Annotated in this window: 19 protein-coding genes and 2 tRNA genes; 3 read left to right on the forward strand and 18 right to left on the reverse strand. The window is 63.5% G+C overall.

Features of this window, described 5'->3' with window-relative positions:
* Nucleotides 1–78: 78 nt before the first annotated feature.
* The 8 genes from N0B71_RS04000 to rlmE all read right to left on the reverse strand — a co-directional run bounded on the left by N0B71_RS04000 (nucleotide 79) and on the right by rlmE (nucleotide 6,523).
* Nucleotides 79–155 (reverse strand) — tRNA-Met (locus N0B71_RS04000).
* A gap of 92 nt (nucleotides 156–247) precedes the next feature.
* Nucleotides 248–333 (reverse strand) — tRNA-Leu (locus N0B71_RS04005).
* A 16-nt stretch (nucleotides 334–349) separates the two neighbouring features.
* Nucleotides 350–742: a preprotein translocase subunit SecG gene (gene secG / locus N0B71_RS04010; protein WP_024765320.1), complete on the reverse strand. Its 393-nt coding sequence runs from the start codon at nucleotides 740–742 to the stop codon at nucleotides 350–352.
* Nucleotides 743–744: 2 nt separating this feature from the next.
* Nucleotides 745–1,500 carry a triose-phosphate isomerase gene (gene tpiA, locus N0B71_RS04015; RefSeq protein WP_259757406.1) on the reverse strand — a complete coding sequence of 252 codons (756 nt, stop codon included), beginning with the start codon at nucleotides 1,498–1,500 and terminating at the stop codon, nucleotides 745–747.
* A gap of 65 nt (nucleotides 1,501–1,565) precedes the next feature.
* A complete protein-coding gene (glmM, locus tag N0B71_RS04020) occupies nucleotides 1,566–2,906 on the reverse strand; it encodes a phosphoglucosamine mutase (protein ID WP_259757407.1) in 1,341 nt (446 codons plus the stop codon).
* Nucleotides 2,903–3,772: a dihydropteroate synthase gene (gene folP, locus N0B71_RS04025; protein ID WP_259757408.1), complete on the reverse strand. Its 870-nt coding sequence runs from the start codon at nucleotides 3,770–3,772 to the stop codon at nucleotides 2,903–2,905. The genes glmM and folP overlap by 4 nt, the downstream gene beginning before the upstream one ends.
* A gap of 9 nt (nucleotides 3,773–3,781) precedes the next feature.
* Complete coding sequence (ftsH, locus tag N0B71_RS04030; RefSeq protein ID WP_259759471.1) at nucleotides 3,782–5,698, reverse strand: ATP-dependent zinc metalloprotease FtsH; 1,917 nt, start codon at nucleotides 5,696–5,698, stop codon at nucleotides 3,782–3,784.
* Between the two features lie 201 nt (nucleotides 5,699–5,899).
* Nucleotides 5,900–6,523, reverse strand: coding sequence for a 23S rRNA (uridine(2552)-2'-O)-methyltransferase RlmE (gene rlmE, locus N0B71_RS04035; protein WP_259757409.1), 624 nt, complete (start codon nucleotides 6,521–6,523; stop codon nucleotides 5,900–5,902).
* A gap of 79 nt (nucleotides 6,524–6,602) precedes the next feature.
* Here rlmE and N0B71_RS04040 point away from each other — a divergent pair, with 79 nt between their 5' ends.
* Nucleotides 6,603–6,917 carry a YhbY family RNA-binding protein gene (locus N0B71_RS04040; protein ID WP_259757410.1) on the forward strand — a complete coding sequence of 105 codons (315 nt, stop codon included), beginning with the start codon at nucleotides 6,603–6,605 and terminating at the stop codon, nucleotides 6,915–6,917.
* A gap of 42 nt (nucleotides 6,918–6,959) precedes the next feature.
* Here the strand turns inward: N0B71_RS04040 and N0B71_RS04045 are convergent, their stop codons facing one another.
* From N0B71_RS04045 to grpE, 9 genes are all read right to left on the reverse strand, one after another.
* Complete coding sequence (locus N0B71_RS04045; RefSeq protein ID WP_259757411.1) at nucleotides 6,960–7,394, reverse strand: DUF4149 domain-containing protein; 435 nt, start codon at nucleotides 7,392–7,394, stop codon at nucleotides 6,960–6,962.
* Complete coding sequence (gene greA / locus N0B71_RS04050) at nucleotides 7,375–7,851, reverse strand: transcription elongation factor GreA (RefSeq protein ID WP_259757412.1); 477 nt, start codon at nucleotides 7,849–7,851, stop codon at nucleotides 7,375–7,377. The genes N0B71_RS04045 and greA overlap by 20 nt, the downstream gene beginning before the upstream one ends.
* Nucleotides 7,848–11,069 (reverse strand): carbamoyl-phosphate synthase large subunit, encoded by a 3,222-nt coding sequence (gene carB / locus N0B71_RS04055; protein ID WP_259757413.1) that lies wholly within the window; start codon nucleotides 11,067–11,069, stop codon nucleotides 7,848–7,850. Before carB ends, greA begins: the two co-directional genes overlap by 4 nt.
* A gap of 19 nt (nucleotides 11,070–11,088) precedes the next feature.
* On the reverse strand, nucleotides 11,089–11,742 hold the full coding sequence (gene leuE / locus N0B71_RS04060) for a leucine efflux protein LeuE (protein WP_259757414.1): 654 nt from the start codon (nucleotides 11,740–11,742) through the stop codon (nucleotides 11,089–11,091).
* A 43-nt stretch (nucleotides 11,743–11,785) separates the two neighbouring features.
* Nucleotides 11,786–12,922 (reverse strand): glutamine-hydrolyzing carbamoyl-phosphate synthase small subunit, encoded by a 1,137-nt coding sequence (gene carA / locus N0B71_RS04065; RefSeq protein ID WP_207882704.1) that lies wholly within the window; start codon nucleotides 12,920–12,922, stop codon nucleotides 11,786–11,788.
* Nucleotides 12,923–13,109: 187 nt separating this feature from the next.
* Nucleotides 13,110–13,916: a 4-hydroxy-tetrahydrodipicolinate reductase gene (gene dapB, locus N0B71_RS04070; RefSeq protein ID WP_259757415.1), complete on the reverse strand. Its 807-nt coding sequence runs from the start codon at nucleotides 13,914–13,916 to the stop codon at nucleotides 13,110–13,112.
* 58 nt (nucleotides 13,917–13,974) lie between these two features.
* Nucleotides 13,975–15,105: a molecular chaperone DnaJ gene (gene dnaJ / locus N0B71_RS04075; RefSeq protein WP_259757416.1), complete on the reverse strand. Its 1,131-nt coding sequence runs from the start codon at nucleotides 15,103–15,105 to the stop codon at nucleotides 13,975–13,977.
* Between the two features lie 122 nt (nucleotides 15,106–15,227).
* Complete coding sequence (gene dnaK / locus N0B71_RS04080; protein ID WP_259757417.1) at nucleotides 15,228–17,144, reverse strand: molecular chaperone DnaK; 1,917 nt, start codon at nucleotides 17,142–17,144, stop codon at nucleotides 15,228–15,230.
* Between the two features lie 90 nt (nucleotides 17,145–17,234).
* Nucleotides 17,235–17,798 carry a nucleotide exchange factor GrpE gene (grpE, locus tag N0B71_RS04085; RefSeq protein WP_259757418.1) on the reverse strand — a complete coding sequence of 188 codons (564 nt, stop codon included), beginning with the start codon at nucleotides 17,796–17,798 and terminating at the stop codon, nucleotides 17,235–17,237.
* 197 nt (nucleotides 17,799–17,995) lie between these two features.
* On the opposite strand from grpE, the gene recN reads away from it, so the two are divergent.
* Entirely contained in the window at nucleotides 17,996–19,672 is a 1,677-nt protein-coding gene (recN, locus tag N0B71_RS04090; RefSeq protein ID WP_259757419.1) for a DNA repair protein RecN, read from the forward strand.
* 150 nt (nucleotides 19,673–19,822) lie between these two features.
* Here recN and fur read toward each other — a convergent pair whose 3' ends face one another.
* On the reverse strand, nucleotides 19,823–20,227 hold the full coding sequence (fur, locus tag N0B71_RS04095; RefSeq protein ID WP_009613072.1) for a ferric iron uptake transcriptional regulator: 405 nt from the start codon (nucleotides 20,225–20,227) through the stop codon (nucleotides 19,823–19,825).
* A gap of 96 nt (nucleotides 20,228–20,323) precedes the next feature.
* Here fur and N0B71_RS04100 point away from each other — a divergent pair, with 96 nt between their 5' ends.
* A complete protein-coding gene (locus tag N0B71_RS04100; RefSeq protein WP_259757420.1) occupies nucleotides 20,324–20,860 on the forward strand; it encodes an outer membrane protein assembly factor BamE in 537 nt (178 codons plus the stop codon).
* Nucleotides 20,861–20,914 lie beyond the last annotated feature (54 nt).

The following is a 20,914-nucleotide window of genomic DNA, read 5'->3' on the forward strand; positions in this document are numbered from 1 at the left end:
TCCCTTAAGGACCGCCCTGACATGGCGGCGCGGACTGTCCAGCTAGCAAAAAGCCCCTGAAAAGGGGCTCTGCCAAACTGGTTGCGGGAGCAGGATTTGAACCTACGACCTTCGGGTTATGAGCCCGACGAGCTACCAGACTGCTCCATCCCGCGTCAAAGCTGGTGCGAAATTATACGGTTGAGCCCCTTCAAGGTCAACCGAAACTCCGAAACGACAAGGCCCGCACTGCGGGCCTTTTCGTATATGGTACCGAGGAGGGGACTCGAACCCCTACAGCCTATGGCCACTACCACCTCAAGGTAGCGTGTCTACCAATTCCACCACCTCGGCAAAAACTCTTGCCTGCTTACTTCTGCTCAGGAGCCGCCGGAACGTCGCCGTTACCGCCTGCAGGGGCTTGAGGTTGCCCTTGCGCGCCCGGCACGTCGCTAGCTGCCGGAGCCTGTTCCTGCTTCTGCTCCATCACTGCCGGATCAGGAAGCCCAGCGTGACGAATCATATCAGCTTTTTCTTTAGCAAAATACGCTAAACCCAAGCTGGTAATGAAAAAAACTGCAGCGAGTATAGCAGTAAAGCGGCTCAGGAAGGTAGCAGAACCTTGGCTACCGAAAACGGTGGCCGAAGCACCTGCACCGAACGACGCACCGGCGTCGGCACCCTTGCCTTGCTGAAGCAGGACCAGCACAACCAGACCCAGCGCCATCAGCAGGTGAATCACGATTACAACTGTTTCCAGCATCTTCAGTTTCCTGCGGCGCGACAGATCGCACCGAACTCATCTGCATTCAGGGAAGCTCCACCAATGAGCCCCCCATCGATATCCGGCATGCCGAAAAGTTCGACAGCGTTGGCGGCCTTGACACTGCCGCCATACAGGAGACGAAGACCGCGGGCCACCTCTGCGTTTTCCGCCGAGATCTGCGCGCGAATCGCCGCATGTACTTCCTGGGCCTGCTCGGGAGAAGCGGTCAGCCCCGTCCCAATCGCCCACACCGGCTCGTAAGCCACAACGGCGCGGGAGAAAGCCCCGACACCCATATCTTCGATCACCGAGCCCAACTGGCGCCCGACGACTTCAAGCGTCTTGCCCGCCTCACGCTGTTCGCGAGTCTCACCCACGCACAGGATCGGAACCAGGCCACACGACTGAGCCGCTGCAAACTTGCGACTGATCACTCCATCGTTTTCACCCAGGATCAGGCGACGCTCGGAGTGACCGACCAGCACCAGGGAACAGCTCGCATCTGCCAACTGGCTGGCTGCGACCTCGCCCGTGAGGGCTCCCTGCATCGGCTCAACCGCGCAATTCTGCGCACCGACGGCAACCGCTTTTCCATCCAGACCTTGTACGACCTGATTGATGTACAGACAGGGCGGGAACACCGCCACATCGACACCCGTGGGAAGAGCCAGTTGACGCAGGCCTTTGATCAGCTCCGTTACGCTGGAGCGGGTACCGTGCATTTTCCAATTACCGGCCACCAAGGGTCGACGCATGCTGTACCTCGCTGAGCAAAGTGGGCGCAGATATTACTCGACGCTTTTGGAACTGACAAGAGAAATCAAGCACATACCTCGGTAACGACCTTTGCCAATTGTTCGGCATAGGCACGCACGCGGGCTTCCTCATCCCCTTCGACCATCACCCGTACCAGCGGCTCGGTACCGGACTTGCGCAGCAGGACGCGGCCGCGGCCGCCCATTTCCTCGGTCACCTTGGCACAGGCGTCCTTCACCGCCGGGTGCTCCAGCGGGTCGACCCCGCCGCCGGCAAAGCGCACGTTGATCAGCACCTGCGGGCACTTGCGAACCCCCATGCGAGCCTCGGCCAGGTTCTGGCCGCGGGTCTTGAGCGCCATCAGCACCTGCAGTGCGGCAATGATCGCATCACCGGTGGTGGTGTGCTGGCAGCAGACCACGTGGCCGGAGTTCTCACCACCCAGCTGCCAGTTGCGCGACTGCAATTCGGACATCACGTAGCGGTCGCCCACCTTGGCGCGCACGAACGGAATGTTGAGCTCCTGCAGCGCCAGCTCCAGGCCCAGGTTGCTCATCAGCGTTCCCACCACGCCGCCATGTAACTTGCCGCGATCCAGCATGTCGCGCGCAATGAGGTAGAGGATCTCGTCGCCATCGACGATGGTCCCGGTGTGATCGACCATCATCACCCGGTCGCCGTCACCGTCGAAAGCAATGCCGATGTCCGCGTGCTGGGCCAGCACGGCCTCCTGCAGCGCACCCATGTGGGTGGAACCGCACTTGTCGTTGATGTTCAGGCCATTGGGCTCGGCACCGATGACGAAGACCTCGGCGCCCAGCTCACGGAAGACGTTGGGGGCGATCTTGTAGGTCGCGCCGTGGGCGCAATCCAGCGCAATGCGCAGGCCGGCGAAGCTGGTGTTGGACGGCACACTGCTCTTGCAGAACTCGATGTAGCGGCCGGCGGCGTCGTTGATGCGCGAGACCTTGCCCAGGCGAGCGGACTCGACCACGGTCATCGGCGCGTCGAGCAGCTCCTCGATGATCAACTCGACCTCGTCGGGCAGCTTGGTGCCCTGGCCGGAGAAGAACTTGATGCCGTTGTCGTCATGCGGGTTGTGCGACGCACTGATGACGATGCCCGCTTCGGCATGGAAGGTACGGGTGAGGTAGGCGATACCGGGAGTCGGCATGGGGCCGAGCAGCATCACGTCGGCGCCTGCGGCCGAGAGGCCCGCCTCCAGCGCGGATTCGAACATGTAGCCGGAAATCCGCGTGTCCTTGCCCACCAGGACGCGGCACTTGCCCTGCTGACGGAAGGCCATCCCCACCGCCCAGCCCAGCTTGAGCACGAAGTCGGGCGTGATCGGCGGCGTGCCGACACGACCGCGGATTCCATCGGTACCGAAATACTTCCTGCTCATGCGGGCATCCCCTCTTCCTTTGCACTTTCCACTGCGTAAATCATTCGAACCACATCCAAGGTCTCGGCGACATCGTGGACGCGGATAATGCTGGCTCCCTTGGCGACCGCCAGCGCAGCCAGGGCCAGACTGCCATACAGGCGCTCGCCCACTTCACGGCCGAGCGCCCGGCCAATCATGCTCTTGCGCGAGACGCCGACCAGTAACGGGCAGCCCATTTCCAGCAACCGATCCATCTGCCGGAACAGATTGAGGTTGTGGCTCTGCGTCTTGGCAAAACCGAAGCCAGGATCGATGACGATGCGTTCGCGGGCAATGCCCACGGCTTCGCACGCGGCGATGCGTTCCTCGAGGAAGCCACGGACCTCCTGATGAATATCGGCATAGCGCGGGTCGTCCTGCATGTTCCCCGGCTCGCCACGCATGTGCATCAGGCATACGGGCAGACCGGTATCGACTGCCGCATCCAGGGCGCCATCGCGCTGCAGTGCGCGCACATCATTGATCAGTCCGGCGCCCAGACGCGCGGTTTCGCGCATGACGGCCGGGGTGGAGGTATCCACGGAGATCACCACATCCAGCTCGCGGGCAATTGCCTCGACGACCGGCGCCACCCGCTCGAGCTCCTCGGTGGGCGAAACCACACGCGCGCCGGGCCGCGTCGACTCGCCGCCGATATCGATCAGCGTGGCGCCTGCAGCGACCATCTGTGCCGCATGACGCAATGCGGCATCGCGCTGATTGAAGCGCCCGCCGTCGGAGAAGGAGTCAGGGGTGACATTGAGGATGCCCATGACATGCGGGCGGCTCAAATCAAGAACCCGGTTGCCGCAAGGCAACCGGGTCGGGTGGTACGACGAACTCATTCAGTGCTCTCAGTGTTCGCCGGCAGGTCCGCCAATCGGATTTTCCTGGCGGCCTTCGTCGCGCGGCGCGGCGGCATTGCCGGAAGAACCCGAGTTGCCGCCCTGCCAGTCGCGCGGCTCACGCGGCGTACGGCCGGCCATGATGTCGTCGATCTGATCGGCATCGATGGTTTCGTACTTCATCAGCGCGTCGGCCATCATATCGAGCTTGTCGCGGTTCTCTTCCAGCAGGCGCTTGGCGGTGCCGTAGCAGTCGTCGATGATGCGGCGCACTTCCTGGTCGATCAGCTTCGCGGTCTCGCCCGACACATTGGCGTGCTGGCTGCCGGCGCTGCGACCGAGGAACACCTCACCCTCCTCCTCCGCATACATCAGCGGACCGAGCTTCTCCGACAGGCCCCACTTGGTCACCATGTTCCGCGCCAGCTGAGTGGCCCGCATGATGTCGTTGGAGGCACCGGTGGTCACGCCTTCGAAGCCCAGGGTCATTTCCTCGGCGATACGGCCACCGAAGAGGGAGCAGATCTGGCTTTCCAGGGCGCGCTTGGACAGGCTGTAGCGATCCTCTTCCGGCAGGAACATGGTCACGCCCAGGGCGCGGCCGCGCGGAATGATCGAAACCTTGTAGACCGGGTCGTGTTCCGGCACCAGACGGCCAACGATGGCGTGGCCGGCTTCGTGGAACGCGGTGTTCTTCTTCTCTTTCTCGGACATGACCATGGTCTTGCGCTCGGCGCCCATCATGATCTTGTCCTTGGCCAGCTCGAACTCACGCATGTCGACGATGCGCTTGTTGGCGCGGGCGGCGAACAGCGAGGCCTCGTTGACCAGGTTGGCCAGGTCGGCACCGGAGAAACCCGGAGTACCGCGCGCGATGACGGCCGGATCGACGTTGTCGCCCAGCGGCACCTTGCGCATGTGCACTTTCAGGATCTGCTCGCGGCCGCGGATATCCGGCAGGCCGACCACCACCTGGCGGTCGAAGCGCCCCGGACGCAGCAGCGCAGGGTCGAGCACGTCCGGACGGTTGGTCGCGGCGATGACGATGATGCCGTCATTCATCTCGAAGCCGTCCATTTCCACCAGCAACTGGTTGAGGGTCTGTTCACGCTCGTCGTGACCGCCGCCCAGGCCGGCGCCACGATGGCGGCCGACGGCGTCGATCTCGTCGATGAAGATGATGCACGGTGCGTGCTTCTTGGCCTGGTCGAACATGTCGCGAACGCGCGAAGCGCCCACGCCGACGAACATTTCCACGAAGTCCGAACCGGAAATGGTGAAGAACGGCACCTTGGCTTCGCCGGCGATCGCCTTGGCGAGCAGGGTCTTGCCGGTACCGGGCGGGCCAACCATCAGCACGCCGCGCGGAATACGGCCGCCCAGGCGCTGGAACTTGCCCGGATCGCGGAGGAATTCCACCAGTTCGCTGACTTCTTCCTTGGCCTCGTCGCAACCGGCGACGTCGGCGAAGGTGGTCTTCACCTGGTCTTCCGACAACAGGCGCGCCTTGCTCTTGCCGAAGCTCATCGGACCGCCGCGGCCACCGCCGCCGCCCTGCATCTGGCGCATGAAGAACATGAACACCGCGATGATCACCAGGATCGGGAAGCTCGCAACCAGCAGCTGAGTCCAGATGCTCTGCTGCTCGGGCTGCTTGCCTTCGACGACCACGTTGTTGTTGACCAGGTCGCCGATCAGGCCGTTGTCTTGGATCGCCGGGCGGATGGTCTTGAAGGTGTCACCATCCTGGCGCTTGCCGGTGATGACATAGCCGTCGACGGTTACGCGCTCGACCTTGCCGTCCTTCACCTGCTGGATGAAGTCGGAATAATTGAGCGTCTGCGGCTCGCTCGGGCTGGAGAAGTTGTTCATCACGGTGACGAGTACCGCCGCGATGATCAGCCACAGAATCAGGTTCTTTGCCATGTCGTTCAATTGACTACCCTCTGAAGCCGGCTCCGCCCTGGAAACCGCTTCTCACGACGGCCAGACTCCTTCCGGCCAAAATTACTACACAACGCCCGCCGCCCGGCAGGCGCCGTCTGTAACCCTTTATGAACCCCGGCCTTCACCGGTACAAGCAAAACCTGCAAGGCGTAGACCAACAGCCTGCCCATTCATTCCAGTCTAGGCGCCGCGAAACCCGCGTGCGAGCAGATACTGCTCGCGCGAACGGTCGCGGGAGGACAGCGGCTTGCGCATCTGCACCTTCTCGAAGTTCTCGCGAACCTGCTTGTGGTAAGCGTCGAAACCCTCACCCTGGAAAATCTTGATCAGGAAATCACCGCCCGGACGCAGCACACGGGTGCACAGGTCCAGGGCCAGCTCGCAGAGGAACATTGCGCGGGGCATGTCCACAGCGGGCAATCCACTCATATTGGGGGCCATATCGGAAATCACAAGGTCTACCGGATTTTCTCCGATGGCCGCGAGCAACTGCTCGAAGACCTCGTCCTCGGTGAAGTCGCCCTGGATGAAGGTGACGTCCGGGATGCTGTCCATCGGCAGGATGTCCGAGGCGATCAGCGTACCCTTGTCGCCAATCACCCGACTGGTGACCTGCGACCAGCCGCCTGGCGCTGCGCCGAGGTCGACCACGGTCATGCCGGGGCGCAGGATGCGATCCTTCTCCTGGATTTCCAGCAGCTTGTAGCTGGCGCGCGAGCGATAGCCGTCGCGCTGTGCCATCTTCACGTACGGATCGTCGAAATGTTCTTTCAGCCAGCGATGGCTAGTCTTGGAACGGGCCACGTATTACCTCGTCTGAGCGGCATCCCGGTATAACCGAAACTCGGGTAGAATATCCGCCTTTTTTCCCAGGGGTCAGATTATGGCGCTCTCTCAGGAGCAGAAAAAGCAGTTCAAATCTATCGGGCATCACCTGAAACCCGTATTGACCGTTGCTGAAAACGGTCTGTCGGAAGGCGTGATGGCCGAGCTTGAGCGTGCTCTGAACGATCACGAACTGATCAAGGTGCAGTTCCGCATCGCCGAACGCGACGACCGTCGTGCGCTGATCGACGAACTCTGCCAGAGCGGCAGCTGCGAACTGATCCAGGTCATCGGCAAGATGGCGCTGATCTATCGCCGCAATCCCAAGCCGAACAAGAACCTGTCGAACATCAGCCGCTACAGCGGCCTCTGACAGTCAAGCCCGGCAGCGCGGAGCCGGCAAGGCTCCGCCGCGTCAATTCCGCTCGCCCCGTCCCGGCACCGGTTGCAGCACCAGCAGCAGACCGCACAGCGCCACCACCAGGTAGTTGAACAGCAGCCAGCGCTGAGCGTCCGGCGCGACCTGGCGCACCACGAAATAGGCCGCCGCCATCACCAGCACGGTGAGCAGCAACTGCCCTCGCGTTTCCCGGAGGAAAGCAGCGACGCCGCGCGCCTGCCAGAGCACCAGGGCCTGGAGCAGCACGCAGAACGCCGCGAAAGCCAGCAGCAACGGTTTCAGCGCGTCGGCCACGGATTCCACCAGCAGCGGCGCCAGGCCGATCTTGTCCAGCGCTGGCAGAACCACGAACTGAAGCAGCCAGAGGCCGCCGACCCAGAATGTCTGGGCCAGCAGCCAACTGACGGTGCCTGCGTTGAGGGGTTGCCGATCAGGCGTGGCGGACTTCAACGATCTCGTACTCGACGTCGCCGCCCGGGGTCTTCACCAGCACGGCATCGCCTTCGGTCTTGCCGATCAGCGCGCGGGCGATCGGCGAGTTGACCGAGATCTTGCTGTTCTTGATGTCCGCCTCGTCGTCGCCGACGATCTGGTAGGTCACCGTCTCGTCGGTCTCGACGTTGGCGATATCCACGGTGGTGCCGAAGATCACCTTGCCGGTGTGCGGAATGGTGGTCACGTCGATGATCTGCGCGTTGGACAGCTTGGCCTCGATGTCGCGGATACGCGCTTCGGACATGCCCTGCTGTTCGCGGGCCGCATGGTACTCGGCGTTTTCCTTGAGGTCGCCCAGCTCACGCGCTTCCGCGATGGCCTGGGTGATCTGCGGGCGCAGAACGGTCTTCAGGTATTTCAGTTCTTCTTCCAGGGCGCGAGCGCCCTGGACGGTCATTGGGAATTTGCTCATGCGTTGATTCCTGCATGGAGATCCTGCAGACGGCGAACGGTCTTCTCGGGACCGAACTTGAGCGCCTCACAGATCGCCTGCCCCGCCGCGATGGTGGTGGTGCAGTAGATCTTGTGCTGCAGGGCGTTACGACGGATGGAGTACGAGTCAGCGATGGACTGGCGGCCTTCGGTGGTGTTGATGATCAGGGTGACTTCGTCATTCTTGATCATGTCGACCACGTGAGGACGGCCCTCGGTCACCTTGTTCACGCGACGCACCGGCAGGCCGGCCGCTTCGATCACCTTGGCGGTACCGGCGGTGGCAACCACCTCGAAGCCCAGCGCGACCAGATCGCGGGCGACCTGGACGGCTTGCGGCTTGTCGTCCTCGCGGACGCTGATGAAGGCGCAACCGGCGTTCGGCAGGATTTCGCTGGCGCCCAGCTGGGCCTTGGCGAATGCCTCACCGAAGCTGTCGCCGACCCCCATTACCTCGCCGGTGGATTTCATCTCTGGGCCGAGGATCGGGTCGACGCCGGGGAACTTGGCGAACGGGAACACCGCTTCCTTGACGCTATAGTACGGCGGGATCACCTCCTGGGTGAAGCCGACTTCGGCCAGGGATTTGCCAGCCATGACGCGGGCCGCAACCTTGGCCAGGGATTCGCCGATGCACTTGGAAACGAAGGGCACGGTACGCGAGGCGCGCGGGTTGACCTCGATCACGTAGATGTCTTCACCCTGCACGGCCATCTGCACGTTCATCAGGCCGACCACGCCGAGCTCCAGGGCCATCTTCTTGACCTGTTCGCGGATCTCGTCCTGGATGTGCTGCGGCAGCGAGTACGGCGGCAGCGAGCAGGCGGAGTCACCGGAGTGCACGCCGGCCTGTTCGATGTGCTGCATGATCGCGCCGATCACCACGGTCTCGCCGTCGCACACCGCATCGATGTCGACTTCGATGGCGCAGTTGAGGAAGCGGTCCAGCAGCACCGGGCTGTCGTTGGAAACCTTCACGGCCTCGCGCATGTAGCGCTTGAGCTCTTCTTCCTGGTAGACGATTTCCATCGCGCGGCCGCCCAGTACGTAGGACGGGCGCACCACCATCGGGTAGCCGATGTTCTTCGACAGCTCCAGGGCCTGGTCTTCGCTGCGCGCGGTGGCGTTGGCCGGCTGGCGCAGGTTCAGGCGCTGGACCATCTGCTGGAAGCGCTCGCGGTCTTCGGCGCGGTCGATGGCGTCGGGGCTGGTGCCGATGATCGGCACGCCGGCCTCTTCCAGGGCGCGGCAGAGTTTCAGCGGGGTCTGGCCGCCGTACTGGACGATCACGCCCTTGGGCTGCTCGACGCGGACGATCTCCAGCACGTCTTCCAGGGTCACCGGCTCGAAGTACAGGCGATCGGAGGTGTCGTAGTCGGTGGAGACGGTTTCCGGGTTGCAGTTGACCATGATGGTCTCGTAACCGTCTTCACGCATGGCCAGTGCGGCGTGTACGCAGCAGTAGTCGAACTCGATGCCCTGGCCGATGCGGTTCGGACCGCCGCCCAGGATCATGATCTTGTCGCGGGTCGACGGGTTGGCCTCGCACTCCTCCTCGTAGGTCGAGTACATGTAGGCGGTGTCGGTGGCGAACTCGGCGGCGCAGGTGTCCACGCGCTTGTACACCGGCAGCACCTTGAGCTTCTGGCGATGGCTGCGCAGGTTCTTCTCGGTCACGCCGAGCAGCTTGGCCAGGCGGGCGTCGGAGAAGCCCTTGCGCTTGAGCTTGTACATCAGGTCGCGGTCGATGGCGGACAGACCCAGGGTCTTGACGCGCTCCTCGTCCTTGACCAGGTCCTCGATCTGCACCAGGAACCACTCGTCGATGCGGGTCAGGTCGAAGACTTCGGCGATGCTCTTGCCGGCACGGAAGGCATCGGCGACGTACCAGATGCGGTCGGCATTGGGCACGGTCAGCTCGCGCTTGAGGATGCCCTCGGCTTCCGGATCGTTCAGGTCTAGCTTCGGATCGAAACCGGTGGCGCCCACTTCCAGGCCGCGCAGGGCTTTCTGCACGGACTCCTGGAAGGTGCGGCCGATGGCCATGACTTCACCCACGGACTTCATCTGGGTGGTCAGGCGGGCGTCGGCTTTCGGGAATTTCTCGAAGGCGAAACGCGGGATCTTGGTGACGACGTAGTCGATCGCCGGCTCGAAGGAGGCCGGGGTGCGACCGCCGGTGATGTCGTTCTGTAGCTCATCGAGGGTGTAGCCGACGGCCAGCTTGGCGGCGATCTTGGCGATCGGGAAGCCGGTGGCCTTGGAGGCCAGCGCCGAGGAACGCGAAACGCGCGGGTTCATCTCGATCACGACCATGCGGCCGGTGTTCGGGCAGATGCCGAACTGCACGTTGGAGCCGCCGGTTTCCACGCCGATCTCACGCAGCACCGCCAGCGAGGCGTTGCGCATGATCTGGTATTCCTTGTCGGTCAGGGTCTGTGCCGGAGCGACGGTGATCGAGTCACCGGTGTGCACGCCCATCGGATCGAAGTTCTCGATGGAGCAGACGATGATGCAGTTGTCCTTCTTGTCGCGGACCACCTCCATCTCGTATTCCTTCCAGCCGATCAGCGATTCGTCGATCAGCAGCTCGTTGGTCGGCGACAGGTCCAGGCCACGGGCGCAGATTTCTTCGAATTCTTCGCGGTTGTAGGCGATGCCGCCGCCGGTGCCGCCCATGGTGAAGGACGGACGGATGATGCACGGGAAGCCGACCTTCTCCAGCACACCGTAGGCTTCTTCCATGGTGTGGGCGATACCCGAGCGCGGGCAGGCCAGGCCGATGTCGCGCATGGCCTTGTCGAAGCGCGAACGGTCTTCGGCCTTGTCGATGGTGTCGGCGTTGGCGCCGATCATTTCCACGCCGAACTGCTCGAGCACGCCGTGGCGCTCCAGGTCCAGGGCGCAGTTCAGGGCGGTCTGGCCACCCATGGTCGGCAGCAGCGCGTCAGGGCGCTCCTTTTCGATGATCTTGGCGACGGTCTGCCACTTGATCGGCTCGATGTAGGTGGCGTCGGCCATGGCCGGGTCGGTCATGATGGTGGCCGGGTTGGAGTTCACCAGGATGACACGGAAGCCTTCTTCCTTCAGGGCCTTGCAGGCCTGTGCGCCGGAGTAGTCGAACTCGCAGGCCTGGCCGATGACGATCGGGCCGGCGCCGAGGATCAGGATGCTCTTGATGTCTGTACGCTTGGGCATGGGACTCTCGTTGCAATATTCAGGAAAGGGTTGCGCTGGCCAGCTTCACGCCAAAGCCGACGAACAGGGCGCCGACGCCACTCGAGGCGCCGGCAGCCAACCGTTGCCGCCGACGGAACCAGGCCGCCAGACGCACACCGGAGAAAATCAGGAAACTCAGGTACAGGGCGCTGATGATCTCGAGGATCGTACCCAGCACCAGGAACGACAGGCCGGGGTAGGCGTAACCCGGGTCGACGAACTGGATGAAGAAGGAAATGAAGAAGAGGATCGCCTTGGGGTTGGACAGGCTCAGCAGCAGCGCCTTGCGGAACGGCTGGTTGACGTCCACTTCCTTGGCCGGCGCGGCGGCCGCCTCCAGCGGGTGGCGCAGTTTCTGCCAACCACCGCGGAGCATGCCGATACCCAGGTAGAACAGGTACGCGGCGCCAACGTATTTCAGGCCCAGGAACAGCATCGGCTCGGCCTTGAGGACCGAGGCGATACCCAGCGCCGAGAGGAGCATCAGGATCGCATCGCCCAGGAACACCGCGCTCGCCGCCCGATAGCCCGAGGCCACGCCGCGCTGGGCGGCGGTGGCGAGGACGAACAGCGAGTTCGGCCCCGGCAGCAGGACGATGAACAACGTACCCAGGACGTAGGTCCACAGGTCGGTGATTCCCAGGGTCGGCATCATCTTCTTCTACCTCTTGCGTCCAGTTCGCACCAGGCCGAACTCAGCGGCGCTCCGCCATCGCCGCGATGAAGCGGTCGAACAGCGGAGCCACGTCGTGCGGGCCGGGGCTGGCTTCCGGGTGGCCCTGGAAGCTGAAGGCCACCTTGTCGGTGCGCTCGATGCCCTGCAGGGTGCCATCGAACAGCGACTTGTGGGTCGCGCGCAGGTTGGCCGGCATGCTCGCCTCGTCCACGGCGAAACCGTGGTTCTGGCTGGTGATCATCACCACGCCCGAATCCAGGTCCTGCACCGGGTGGTTGGCACCGTGGTGGCCGTGGCCCATCTTCAGGGTCTTGGCGCCGGACGCCAGGGCCAGCAGCTGGTGACCGAGGCAGATGCCGAAGACCGGGATCTCGGTATCGAGGAACTCGCGGATGGCCTGGATGGCGTAGTCGCAAGGCTCGGGGTCGCCGGGGCCGTTGGAGAGGAAGATGCCGTCCGGGTTCAGGGCAAGCACTTCGCTGGCCGGGGTCTGTGCCGGCACCACGGTCAGGCGGCAGCCGCGTGCCACCAGCATGCGCAGAATGTTCAGCTTCACGCCGAAATCGTAGGCGACCACGTGGTACGGCAGGTCGGCGGCGGCGATTTCCGGGTGGCTGTCGGTTTCCAGGTTCCACACGCTGGAACGCCATTCGTAGCGTTCGGTGGAGGAAACGACTTTGGCCAGGTCCATGCCTTTCAGGCCCGGGAAGCCGCGCGCCAGTTCGAGGGCTTTTTCCTCGGTGGCATCATCGCCAGCCAGGATGCAGCCGTTCTGCGAACCCTTCTCGCGCAGGATGCGGGTCAGGCGGCGGGTGTCGATGCCGGCGATGGCAACGGTACCGTTGGCTTTCAGGTAGTCCGGCAGGGACTGCTTGTCGCGCCAGCTGCTGGAGAGCAGCGGCAGGTCACGAATGATCAGGCCGGCGGCCCAGACCTTGTTCGATTCGGCGTCTTCGGGCGTGGTGCCGGTGTTACCGATATGCGGGTAGGTCAGGGTGACGATCTGTTGGGCGTAGGAAGGATCGGTGAGGATTTCCTGGTAGCCGGTCATGGCGGTGTTGAACACCACCTCTCCGACGGTCTGCCCGTCGGCGCCGATGGCTTCACCGCGAAAAACGCTGCCGTCGGCAAGTGCAAGTATGGCTGGCTTAGTCAAGAAGACCTCCCGTAGTTCAAGCCTGGCTGGGCGTGCGCAGATTGTAAAAAAGCGGGATGACATCAGAAGAAGTCATCCCGCTTTTTATGTGATCATGCTGCGCTGCTTTTAGTGGACACACTAAAGCTGTAGTTTACAGAAAAGCGACATCATGGTCCACCTTTTGCACGACGTACGGCTATGCCTCTCAGCGAAGACCGAGGACGTCCTGCATGTCGTACAGGCCGTTGGCCTGCCCTTCCAGCCACTGCGCGGCACGCACGGCGCCACGAGCGAAGGTCATGCGACTCGAGGCCTTGTGGGTAATCTCCACGCGCTCGCCGTCAGCGGCGAACAGCACGGTGTGATCGCCCACCACGTCACCGGCCCGCACGGTGGCGAAGCCGATGGTCTCGCGCGGACGCGCACCGGTCTGGCCTTCACGACCGTAGACAGCCACCTTCTCCAGATCACGCCCCAGCGCATTGGCGACCACTTCACCCATGCGCAGCGCGGTGCCGGACGGCGCATCGACCTTGTGACGGTGGTGCGCTTCGAGGATCTCGATATCCACGTCGTCACCCAGTACGCGGGCGGCGGTATCGAGCAGCTTCAGGCACAGGTTCACGCCGACGCTGTAGTTGGCCGCGAAGACGATCGGGATGTCCTTCGCCGCTTCGCTCAGCAGCTCCTTCTCCGCGCTGGAGAAACCGGTGGTGCCGATGACCATGGCCTTGCCCGCCTTGCGGCAGACCTCCAGGTTCTTCAGGGTCACGGTCGGATGGGTGAAATCGATCAGCACGTCGAACTCGTCGACCACCTTGGCCAGGTCGCCCGACAGCGGCACGCCGATACGCCCCAGGCCCGCCAGCTCGCCGGCATCGGCACCCACCAGGGTGCTGTCCGGACGGTACACCGCCGCGGTCAGGCCGGCGCTGCCATTGGTCTGCTGCACCGCCTCGATCAGGGTCTTGCCCATGCGCCCGGCGGCGCCCATTACGGCTATACGTCGCATATAAAACAGCTCCAAAGCTAAAAAAGCCCCGGACGATTCGCACCGCCGGGGCCTCGCATCATAGATCGTCGAAGAAGCGCTTCATGCCTTCGAACCAGCCACTGGCCTTGGGCGAGTGGGAAGAGTTGCCCTGCAGGGTATTGCGGAACTCTTCGAGCAGCTCGCGCTGACGCTTGTCCAGGTTGACCGGGGTTTCCACGACGACACGGCACATCAGGTCGCCAGCACCGCCGCCGCGCACCGGGGCCACGCCCTTGCCGCGCAGGCGGAACAGCTTGCCGGTCTGGGTGCCCTCGGGGATCTTCAGCTTCACGCGGCCATCCAGGGTCGGCACTTCCAGCTCGCCACCCAAGGCGGCGTCGGCGAAGCTGATCGGCACTTCGCAGTACAGGTGCTTGCCGTCACGCTGGAAGATGTCGTGCTCGCGCACGTTCACCACCACGTACAGGTCGCCCGCCGGGCCGCCGTGGGCGCCCGCCTCGCCTTCGCCGGTCAGGCGGATGCGATCACCGGTATCGACACCCGCCGGGACTTTCACCGACAGGGTCTTGTGCTCTTCCACACGACCCTGGCCGTGGCAGGAACCACAGGGGTCGGTGATCATCTTGCCGCTGCCGTGGCAACGCGGGCAGGTCTGCTGCACCGAGAAGAAGCCCTGCTGCATGCGCACCTGACCGATACCACCGCAGGTGGTACAGGTGACCGGCGTGGTGCCGGGCTTGGCGCCGCTGCCGTTGCAGGTTTTGCAGCCCACCAGGGTGGGCACGCGAATGGTCACGGTGGTGCCGCGGACTGCGTCTTCCAGATCCAGGTCCAGGGTGTAGCGCAGGTCGGCGCCGCGCGCCGGGCCGCCACGGGAGCCGCCGCGGCCGCCGCCACCACCGAAGAAGTCGCTGAAGACATCGCCGAAGATGTCCGAGAAGCTCGCGCCGCCGAAGCCCGCACCGCCGCCACCCATCTGAGGGTCGACGCCGGCATGGCCGTACTGGTCGTAGGCCGCGCGCTTACTGGCGTCGGACAGGACCTCGTACGCTTCGTTGGCCTCCTTGAATTTGTCCTCGGCGGCCTTGTCGCCGGGGTTGCGGTCCGGGTGGAACTTCATGGCAAGCCGGCGATAGGCCTTCTTCAGGTCCGCTTCGCTGGCGCCGCGCTCGACACCCAGTACCTCGTAAAAATCACGTTTGGCCATAAATTCTTTGCACCTTGAAAACCTCTCCCCCAGACACGCCAACGCGGGAGCAAGCCCCCGCGTGACGTTTCACGCGCACCGACCCGCTGATCGGTGCGCTGGAGCGCAAGCTTGCACGCGGCTTACTTGTTCTCCTTGACCTCTTCGAACTCGGCATCGACGACATCGTCGCCCGCCTTGTCGTCAGCGGCCTCGCCCTGAGCGGCAGCGCCCGGCTGCGGCTGTTCGGCGTACATCTTCTGCGCCAGCGGAGTGGATGCCTGGGACAGCGCGTTCATCTTCGCCTCGATCTCGGCCTTGTCGTCGCCTTTCACGGCAACTTCCAGCTCGCCGAGCGCTTTCTCGATGGCGGCTTTCTCCTCGGCGGTAGCCTTGTCGCCCGCCTCGGTAACCATCTTGCGAGTCGCGTGGACCAGCGCGTCACCCTGGTTGCGGGCAGCGGCCAGTTCCTCGAACTTGCGGTCTTCCTCGGCATTCGCCTCGGCGTCGCGGACCATCTGCTGGATCTCGTCTTCGGACAGGCCGGAGGACGCCTTGATCACGATGGACTGCTGCTTGCCGGTGGCCTTGTCTTTCGCACCCACGTGCAGGATGCCGTTGGCGTCGATGTCGAAGGTCACTTCGATCTGCGGCACGCCGCGCGGAGCCGGCGGGATGTCGGCCAGGTCGAACTTGCCCAGCGACTTGTTCTGCGCGGCCTGCTTGCGCTCGCCCTGCAGCACGTGGATGGTCACGGCGCCCTGGTTGTCATCGGCGGTGGAGAACACCTGGGACTTCTTGGTCGGGATGGTGGTGTTCTTGTCGATCAGCGCGGTCATCACGCCACCGAGGGTTTCGATACCCAGGGTCAGCGGGGTGACGTCGAGCAGCAGCACGTCCTTCACGTCGCCGGCCAGCACGGCGCCCTGGATGGCAGCACCCATGGCGACGGCTTCGTCCGGGTTGACGTCCTTGCGCGCTTCCTTGCCGAAGAACTCGGCAACGGTCTTCTGCACCAGCGGCATGCGGGTCTGGCCGCCGACCAGGATCACTTCGTCGATCTTCGACACGTCCAGACCTGCGTCTTTCAGCGCAACGCGGCACGGCTCGATGGTGCGGCTGACCAGGTCTTCCACCAGGGATTCCAGCTTGGCGCGGGAAACCTTGACGTTCAGGTGTTTCGGGCCGCTGGCGTCAGCGGTGACGTACGGCAGGTTGACGTCGGTCTGCTGGGTCGAGGACAGCTCGATCTTGGCCTTCTCGGCAGCTTCCTTCAGGCGCTGCATGGCCAGCGGGTCGCCCTTGAGATCCATGCCGGATTCTTTCTTGAATTCCTCGACGAGGTAGTCGATCAGACGCAGGTCGAAGTCTTCACCACCCAGGAAGGTGTCGCCGTTGGTGGCCAGTACCTCGAACTGGTGCTCGCCATCGACTTCGGCGATCTCGATCACGGAAACGTCGAAGGTGCCGCCGCCCAGGTCATAGACGATGATGGTGTGGTCGCCCTTGGCCTTGTCCAGGCCGTAGGCCAGCGCAGCCGCGGTCGGCTCGTTGATGATGCGCTTGACGTCCAGGCCGGCGATACGGCCGGCGTCCTTGGTGGCCTGGCGCTGGCTGTCGTTGAAGTAGGCCGGAACGGTGATGACCGCTTCGGTGACCGGCTCGCCCAGGTAGTCCTCGGCGGTCTTCTTCATCTTCTTCAGGACTTCGGCGGAGACCTGCGGCGGAGCCATCTTCTGGCCCTTGGCCTCGACCCACGCGTCGCCGTTGTCAGCCTTGACGATGTTGTACGGCACCATCTTGATGTCTTTCTGTACGACGTCTTCTTCGAAGCGACGACCGATCAGGCGCTTCACCGCGTACAGGGTGTTCTTCGGGTTGGTCACGGCCTGGCGCTTCGCCGGCTGGCCAACCAGGATTTCGCCGTCGTTGGCGTAGCCGATGATCGACGGGGTGGTACGAGCGCCTTCGGCGTTCTCGATGACCTTGACGTTACCGTTCTCCAGGATGGACACACAGGAGTTGGTGGTCCCCAGGTCGATACCAATGATTTTGCCCATATTTCACTCTCCAGAAATTAGATTCCGCGCTGACCCTGTTGCGGGTCTTTGGCTCGGTTGATTACCCAGATGGGGACCGGGTGGTGGATTTCAAGCCTTCTCGTCGATCGAAGGCGGAGTTTGTTCCGGCGCCTTGCTGACCACGACCATGGCCGGGCGCAGCAGACGACCGTTGAGCAGGTAGCCCTTCTGGAACACCTTGACCACGCTGCCCGGCTCGAGACGCACGCTCTCTTCCATGGCCATGGCCTGGTGGTGTTCGGGATTGAACGGCTCGCCGTGCGGGTCGACCGGCTCGAGGCTGTAGCGCTTGAGGGTGTCGTGGAACATCTTCAGCGTCAGTTCGATGCCTTCACGCATCGGCTTGATCGCCTCGTCTTCCGGGTTCGACATCTCCAGCGCGCGCTCGAGGGTATCGACGATCGGCAGCAGGTCGCCGGCGAATTTCTCCAGGGCGAACTTGTGTGCCTTTTCCACGTCCTGCTCGGCACGGCGGCGGACGTTCTGCAGCTCGGCGACGGCGCGCAGGCTCTGGTCCTTCGCCGCGGCTACCTGTTCTTCCAGTTCCAGCACGCGGGCGTTCAGGTCCCCGGTAGCGCCGGTGTCCGGCTGCTCGTTGAACTGGGAATCCTGAGTCTGTTGTTCGTCAGACATGCCACTCTCCTAAAAAGAAAATAAGCCTTTGAAAACAAGGCGAACCCAATGGTCCGCGGCTCTGCCGTGTATATGGGGCGCCTTTGCGCCACTTCAAGGGCTGTCGCCTCAAGGCAGGCCGGCAGGCGACGAGGGAGAATTGCCAGCCGCAAAAAATACTGTATAAATAACCAGACATTTCTACGGAGCCGCCGCCCATGCTGGTTCACCTGTCTGTGCACAACTACGCCATCGTCGAGCACCTCGATCTCGAGCTCGCCGCCGGCATGACCGTGATCACCGGCGAAACCGGCGCCGGCAAGTCGATCATGCTCGACGCCCTCGGGCTCGCCCTGGGCGACCGCGCCGACAGCGGCGTGGTGCGCCCCGGCGCCGACAAGGCCGACATTCTCGCCAGCTTCGATGTCAGCGCGATTGCCGAGGCCCGCGACTGGCTCGCCGAGCGTGACCTGGAGCATGACGGCCCATGCATCCTGCGCCGGGTGATCACCGCCGAGGGCCGCTCGCGCGCCTACATCAATGGCTCGCCCTGCCCGCTGGGCGACCTCAAGCACCTGGGCGAGCTGCTGATCGATATCCACAGCCAGCACGAGCACCAGTCGCTGCTCAAGGCCGACACCCACCGCCGCCTGCTGGATGAATACGCCGGCAGCCAGGACCTGGCGCGCCAGGTTCACCTCGCCGCGCAGCGCTGGAAGCAGACCCGCCAGGAGCTGGACCGCCTGTCGCGCAACGGCGAAGAACAGCGAGCCCGCCACCAACTGCTCAGCTATCAGCTGGAGGAGCTGGAAAACCTCGGCCTGGGTGACAACGAACTGGAGTCGCTGGAAGCCGAACACAAGACCCAGAGCAACGCCGGCAGCCTGATCGCCGCCTGTCGCCAGGTGGTCGAGCTGTGCAGCGAAAGCGACGCCGGCAACGTGCTGTCCGCGCTGACATCCAGCCTCAACCGCCTCACCGCCTTTCAGAGCCAGCCGGCCGCACTGGGTGAAGCGGTGAATCTGTTGTCCAGCGCACAAATCCAGGTCGAAGAGGCCATCGGCGAGCTGAACCGCTTCGTCGATCATTTCGACGCCGACCCGATGCGCCTGCAACAGCTGGAAGAGCGCATGGACGCCATCTACAGCCTGGCGCGCAAGCACCGGGTGCAGCCCCATGAACTGCAGGACCTGCAACAGCGCCTGCTGGACGAACTGGAGGCACTGAACGCCGACGACGAAGCCGTGGAGCGCCTGGGCGACGAATTGGCCGCCTACGCCCGCCACTACCAGGAAAAGGCCGCGGAACTCAGCCGTCTCCGCCAGGACGCCGCACCGAAGCTGGCCAAGGCCGTGGAAGTGGAAATGCAGCGGCTGGGCATGCCGGGCGGACGCTTCGCCATCGAGCTGCGCGAGTCCACGGCGGACGAGCCGCAGGTCAATGGCCTCGAGCAGTTGGAATTCCTGGTCAGCGCCAACCCCGGCCAACCGCTGAAGGGCCTGGCAAAGGTTGCCTCGGGTGGTGAGCTGTCGCGTATCAGCCTGGCTATCCAGGTAATCACCGCGCAGACCTCGCGCATCCCCACACTGGTCTTCGACGAAGTGGACGTGGGCATCGGCGGCCCCACCGCCGAAGTGGTCGGCCAGTTGCTGCGCCGCCTCGGCGATCGCGGGCAGGTGCTGACCGTCACCCACCTGCCGCAAGTCGCGGCCCAGGGCCACCAGCACCTGTTCGTGCACAAGGACCGCGACACCAGCGAGACCCGCACCGCCGTGGCCAATCTGAAAAAGGCCGAACGCATCGAGGAAATTGCCCGCATGCTCGGCGGCGTCGATCTGACCAAGGAATCCCTGGCCCACGCCCGCAAGATGGTCGATTCGGCCGTCCAGAGCTGAGAAATAAACCTGTAGGAGCGAGCTTGCTCGCGAACCGTGCAACTCCGGTTCTGCCGGAAAGCTCCGTTCGCGAGCAAGCTCGCTCCTACGTAAAAGCCGCACAAACGAAAACGGCGACCCGAGGGTCGCCGTTTTTGCATCTGCGTGCGCTTACTTCTTCTTGCGCACGTAGAGCACCAGGTTGTGATCGACGAGCTCGAAGCCGCGCTCCTTGACGATCTCCTTCTGGCGTTTCTCGATTTCCGAGTCCATGAACTCGATGACTTCGCCGGTATCGACGCAAACCATGTGGTCATGGTGACCGCTGTCGGCCAGCTCGAAGACGGCATGACCGCCATCGAAGTTGTGGCGCACCACCAGGCCGGCGGCTTCGAACTGGGTCAGGACGCGGTAGACAGTCGCCAGACCGACGTCTTCACCTGCCTCCATCAGCGCTTTATATACATCCTCTGCGCTCATGTGGCGCTGCTCGGCGGAATCGAGCATCTGGAGGATCTTGACGCGCGGCAGCGTGACCTTGAGTCCGGCTTTGCGCAGTTCGCTATTTTCAACCATGTGTGCTTTCTCGGCGCGGAATGCTTCGCAGCATCTCTCAATACAGGTATGATCGGGATTTCGTCGCTCAGCCAAGATAGTGGAAGTCACCCCTTGATGCAAAACGCCAAGCTCATGCTGACCAGTCTCGCTTTCGGGCTGGGACTCGCCGCACTCGCCGGTTGCTCGTTCCCGGGGGTCTACAAGATCGACATCCAGCAGGGCAACGTTGTAACGCAGGACATGATAGACCAGTTGAAGCCCGGAATGACCCGGCGCCAAGTGCGGTTTATCATGGGCAACCCCCTGATGGTGGACACCTTCCACCCCAATCGCTGGGACTACCTCTACAGCATCCAGCCCGGTGGCGGTCAGCGCCAGCAGGAGCGCATGAGCCTGTACTTCGGCGAAAACGACCAGCTGATCGGCCTCAACGGCGACTTCATGCCCGGCGTCAGCCGCGACGAGTCGATCCTCGGCAAGGAAGGCGGCGCCACCACTACGCCGGCGCAGCCGACCCAGCAGCAGCCCGAACAGCCCAAGGAAGAACCGGCCAAGCCCGGCTCCGTGGAAGAGCAGATCCAGAAGGAAGTCGACCAGGTGGAAACCGTGCCGATCCCGACTCCGGAACCGCTGGACAAGAACCCGCAGTAACGGGTTCACGCCCACGAAAAAGCCCGGCCAATGCCGGGCTTTTTGTTGCCTGCG

Origin of the sequence: Pseudomonas sp. GCEP-101 (genome assembly GCF_025133575.1) — a bacterium.
In the GTDB taxonomy this organism is placed as follows: Bacteria; Pseudomonadota; Gammaproteobacteria; order Pseudomonadales; family Pseudomonadaceae; genus Pseudomonas; species Pseudomonas nitroreducens_B.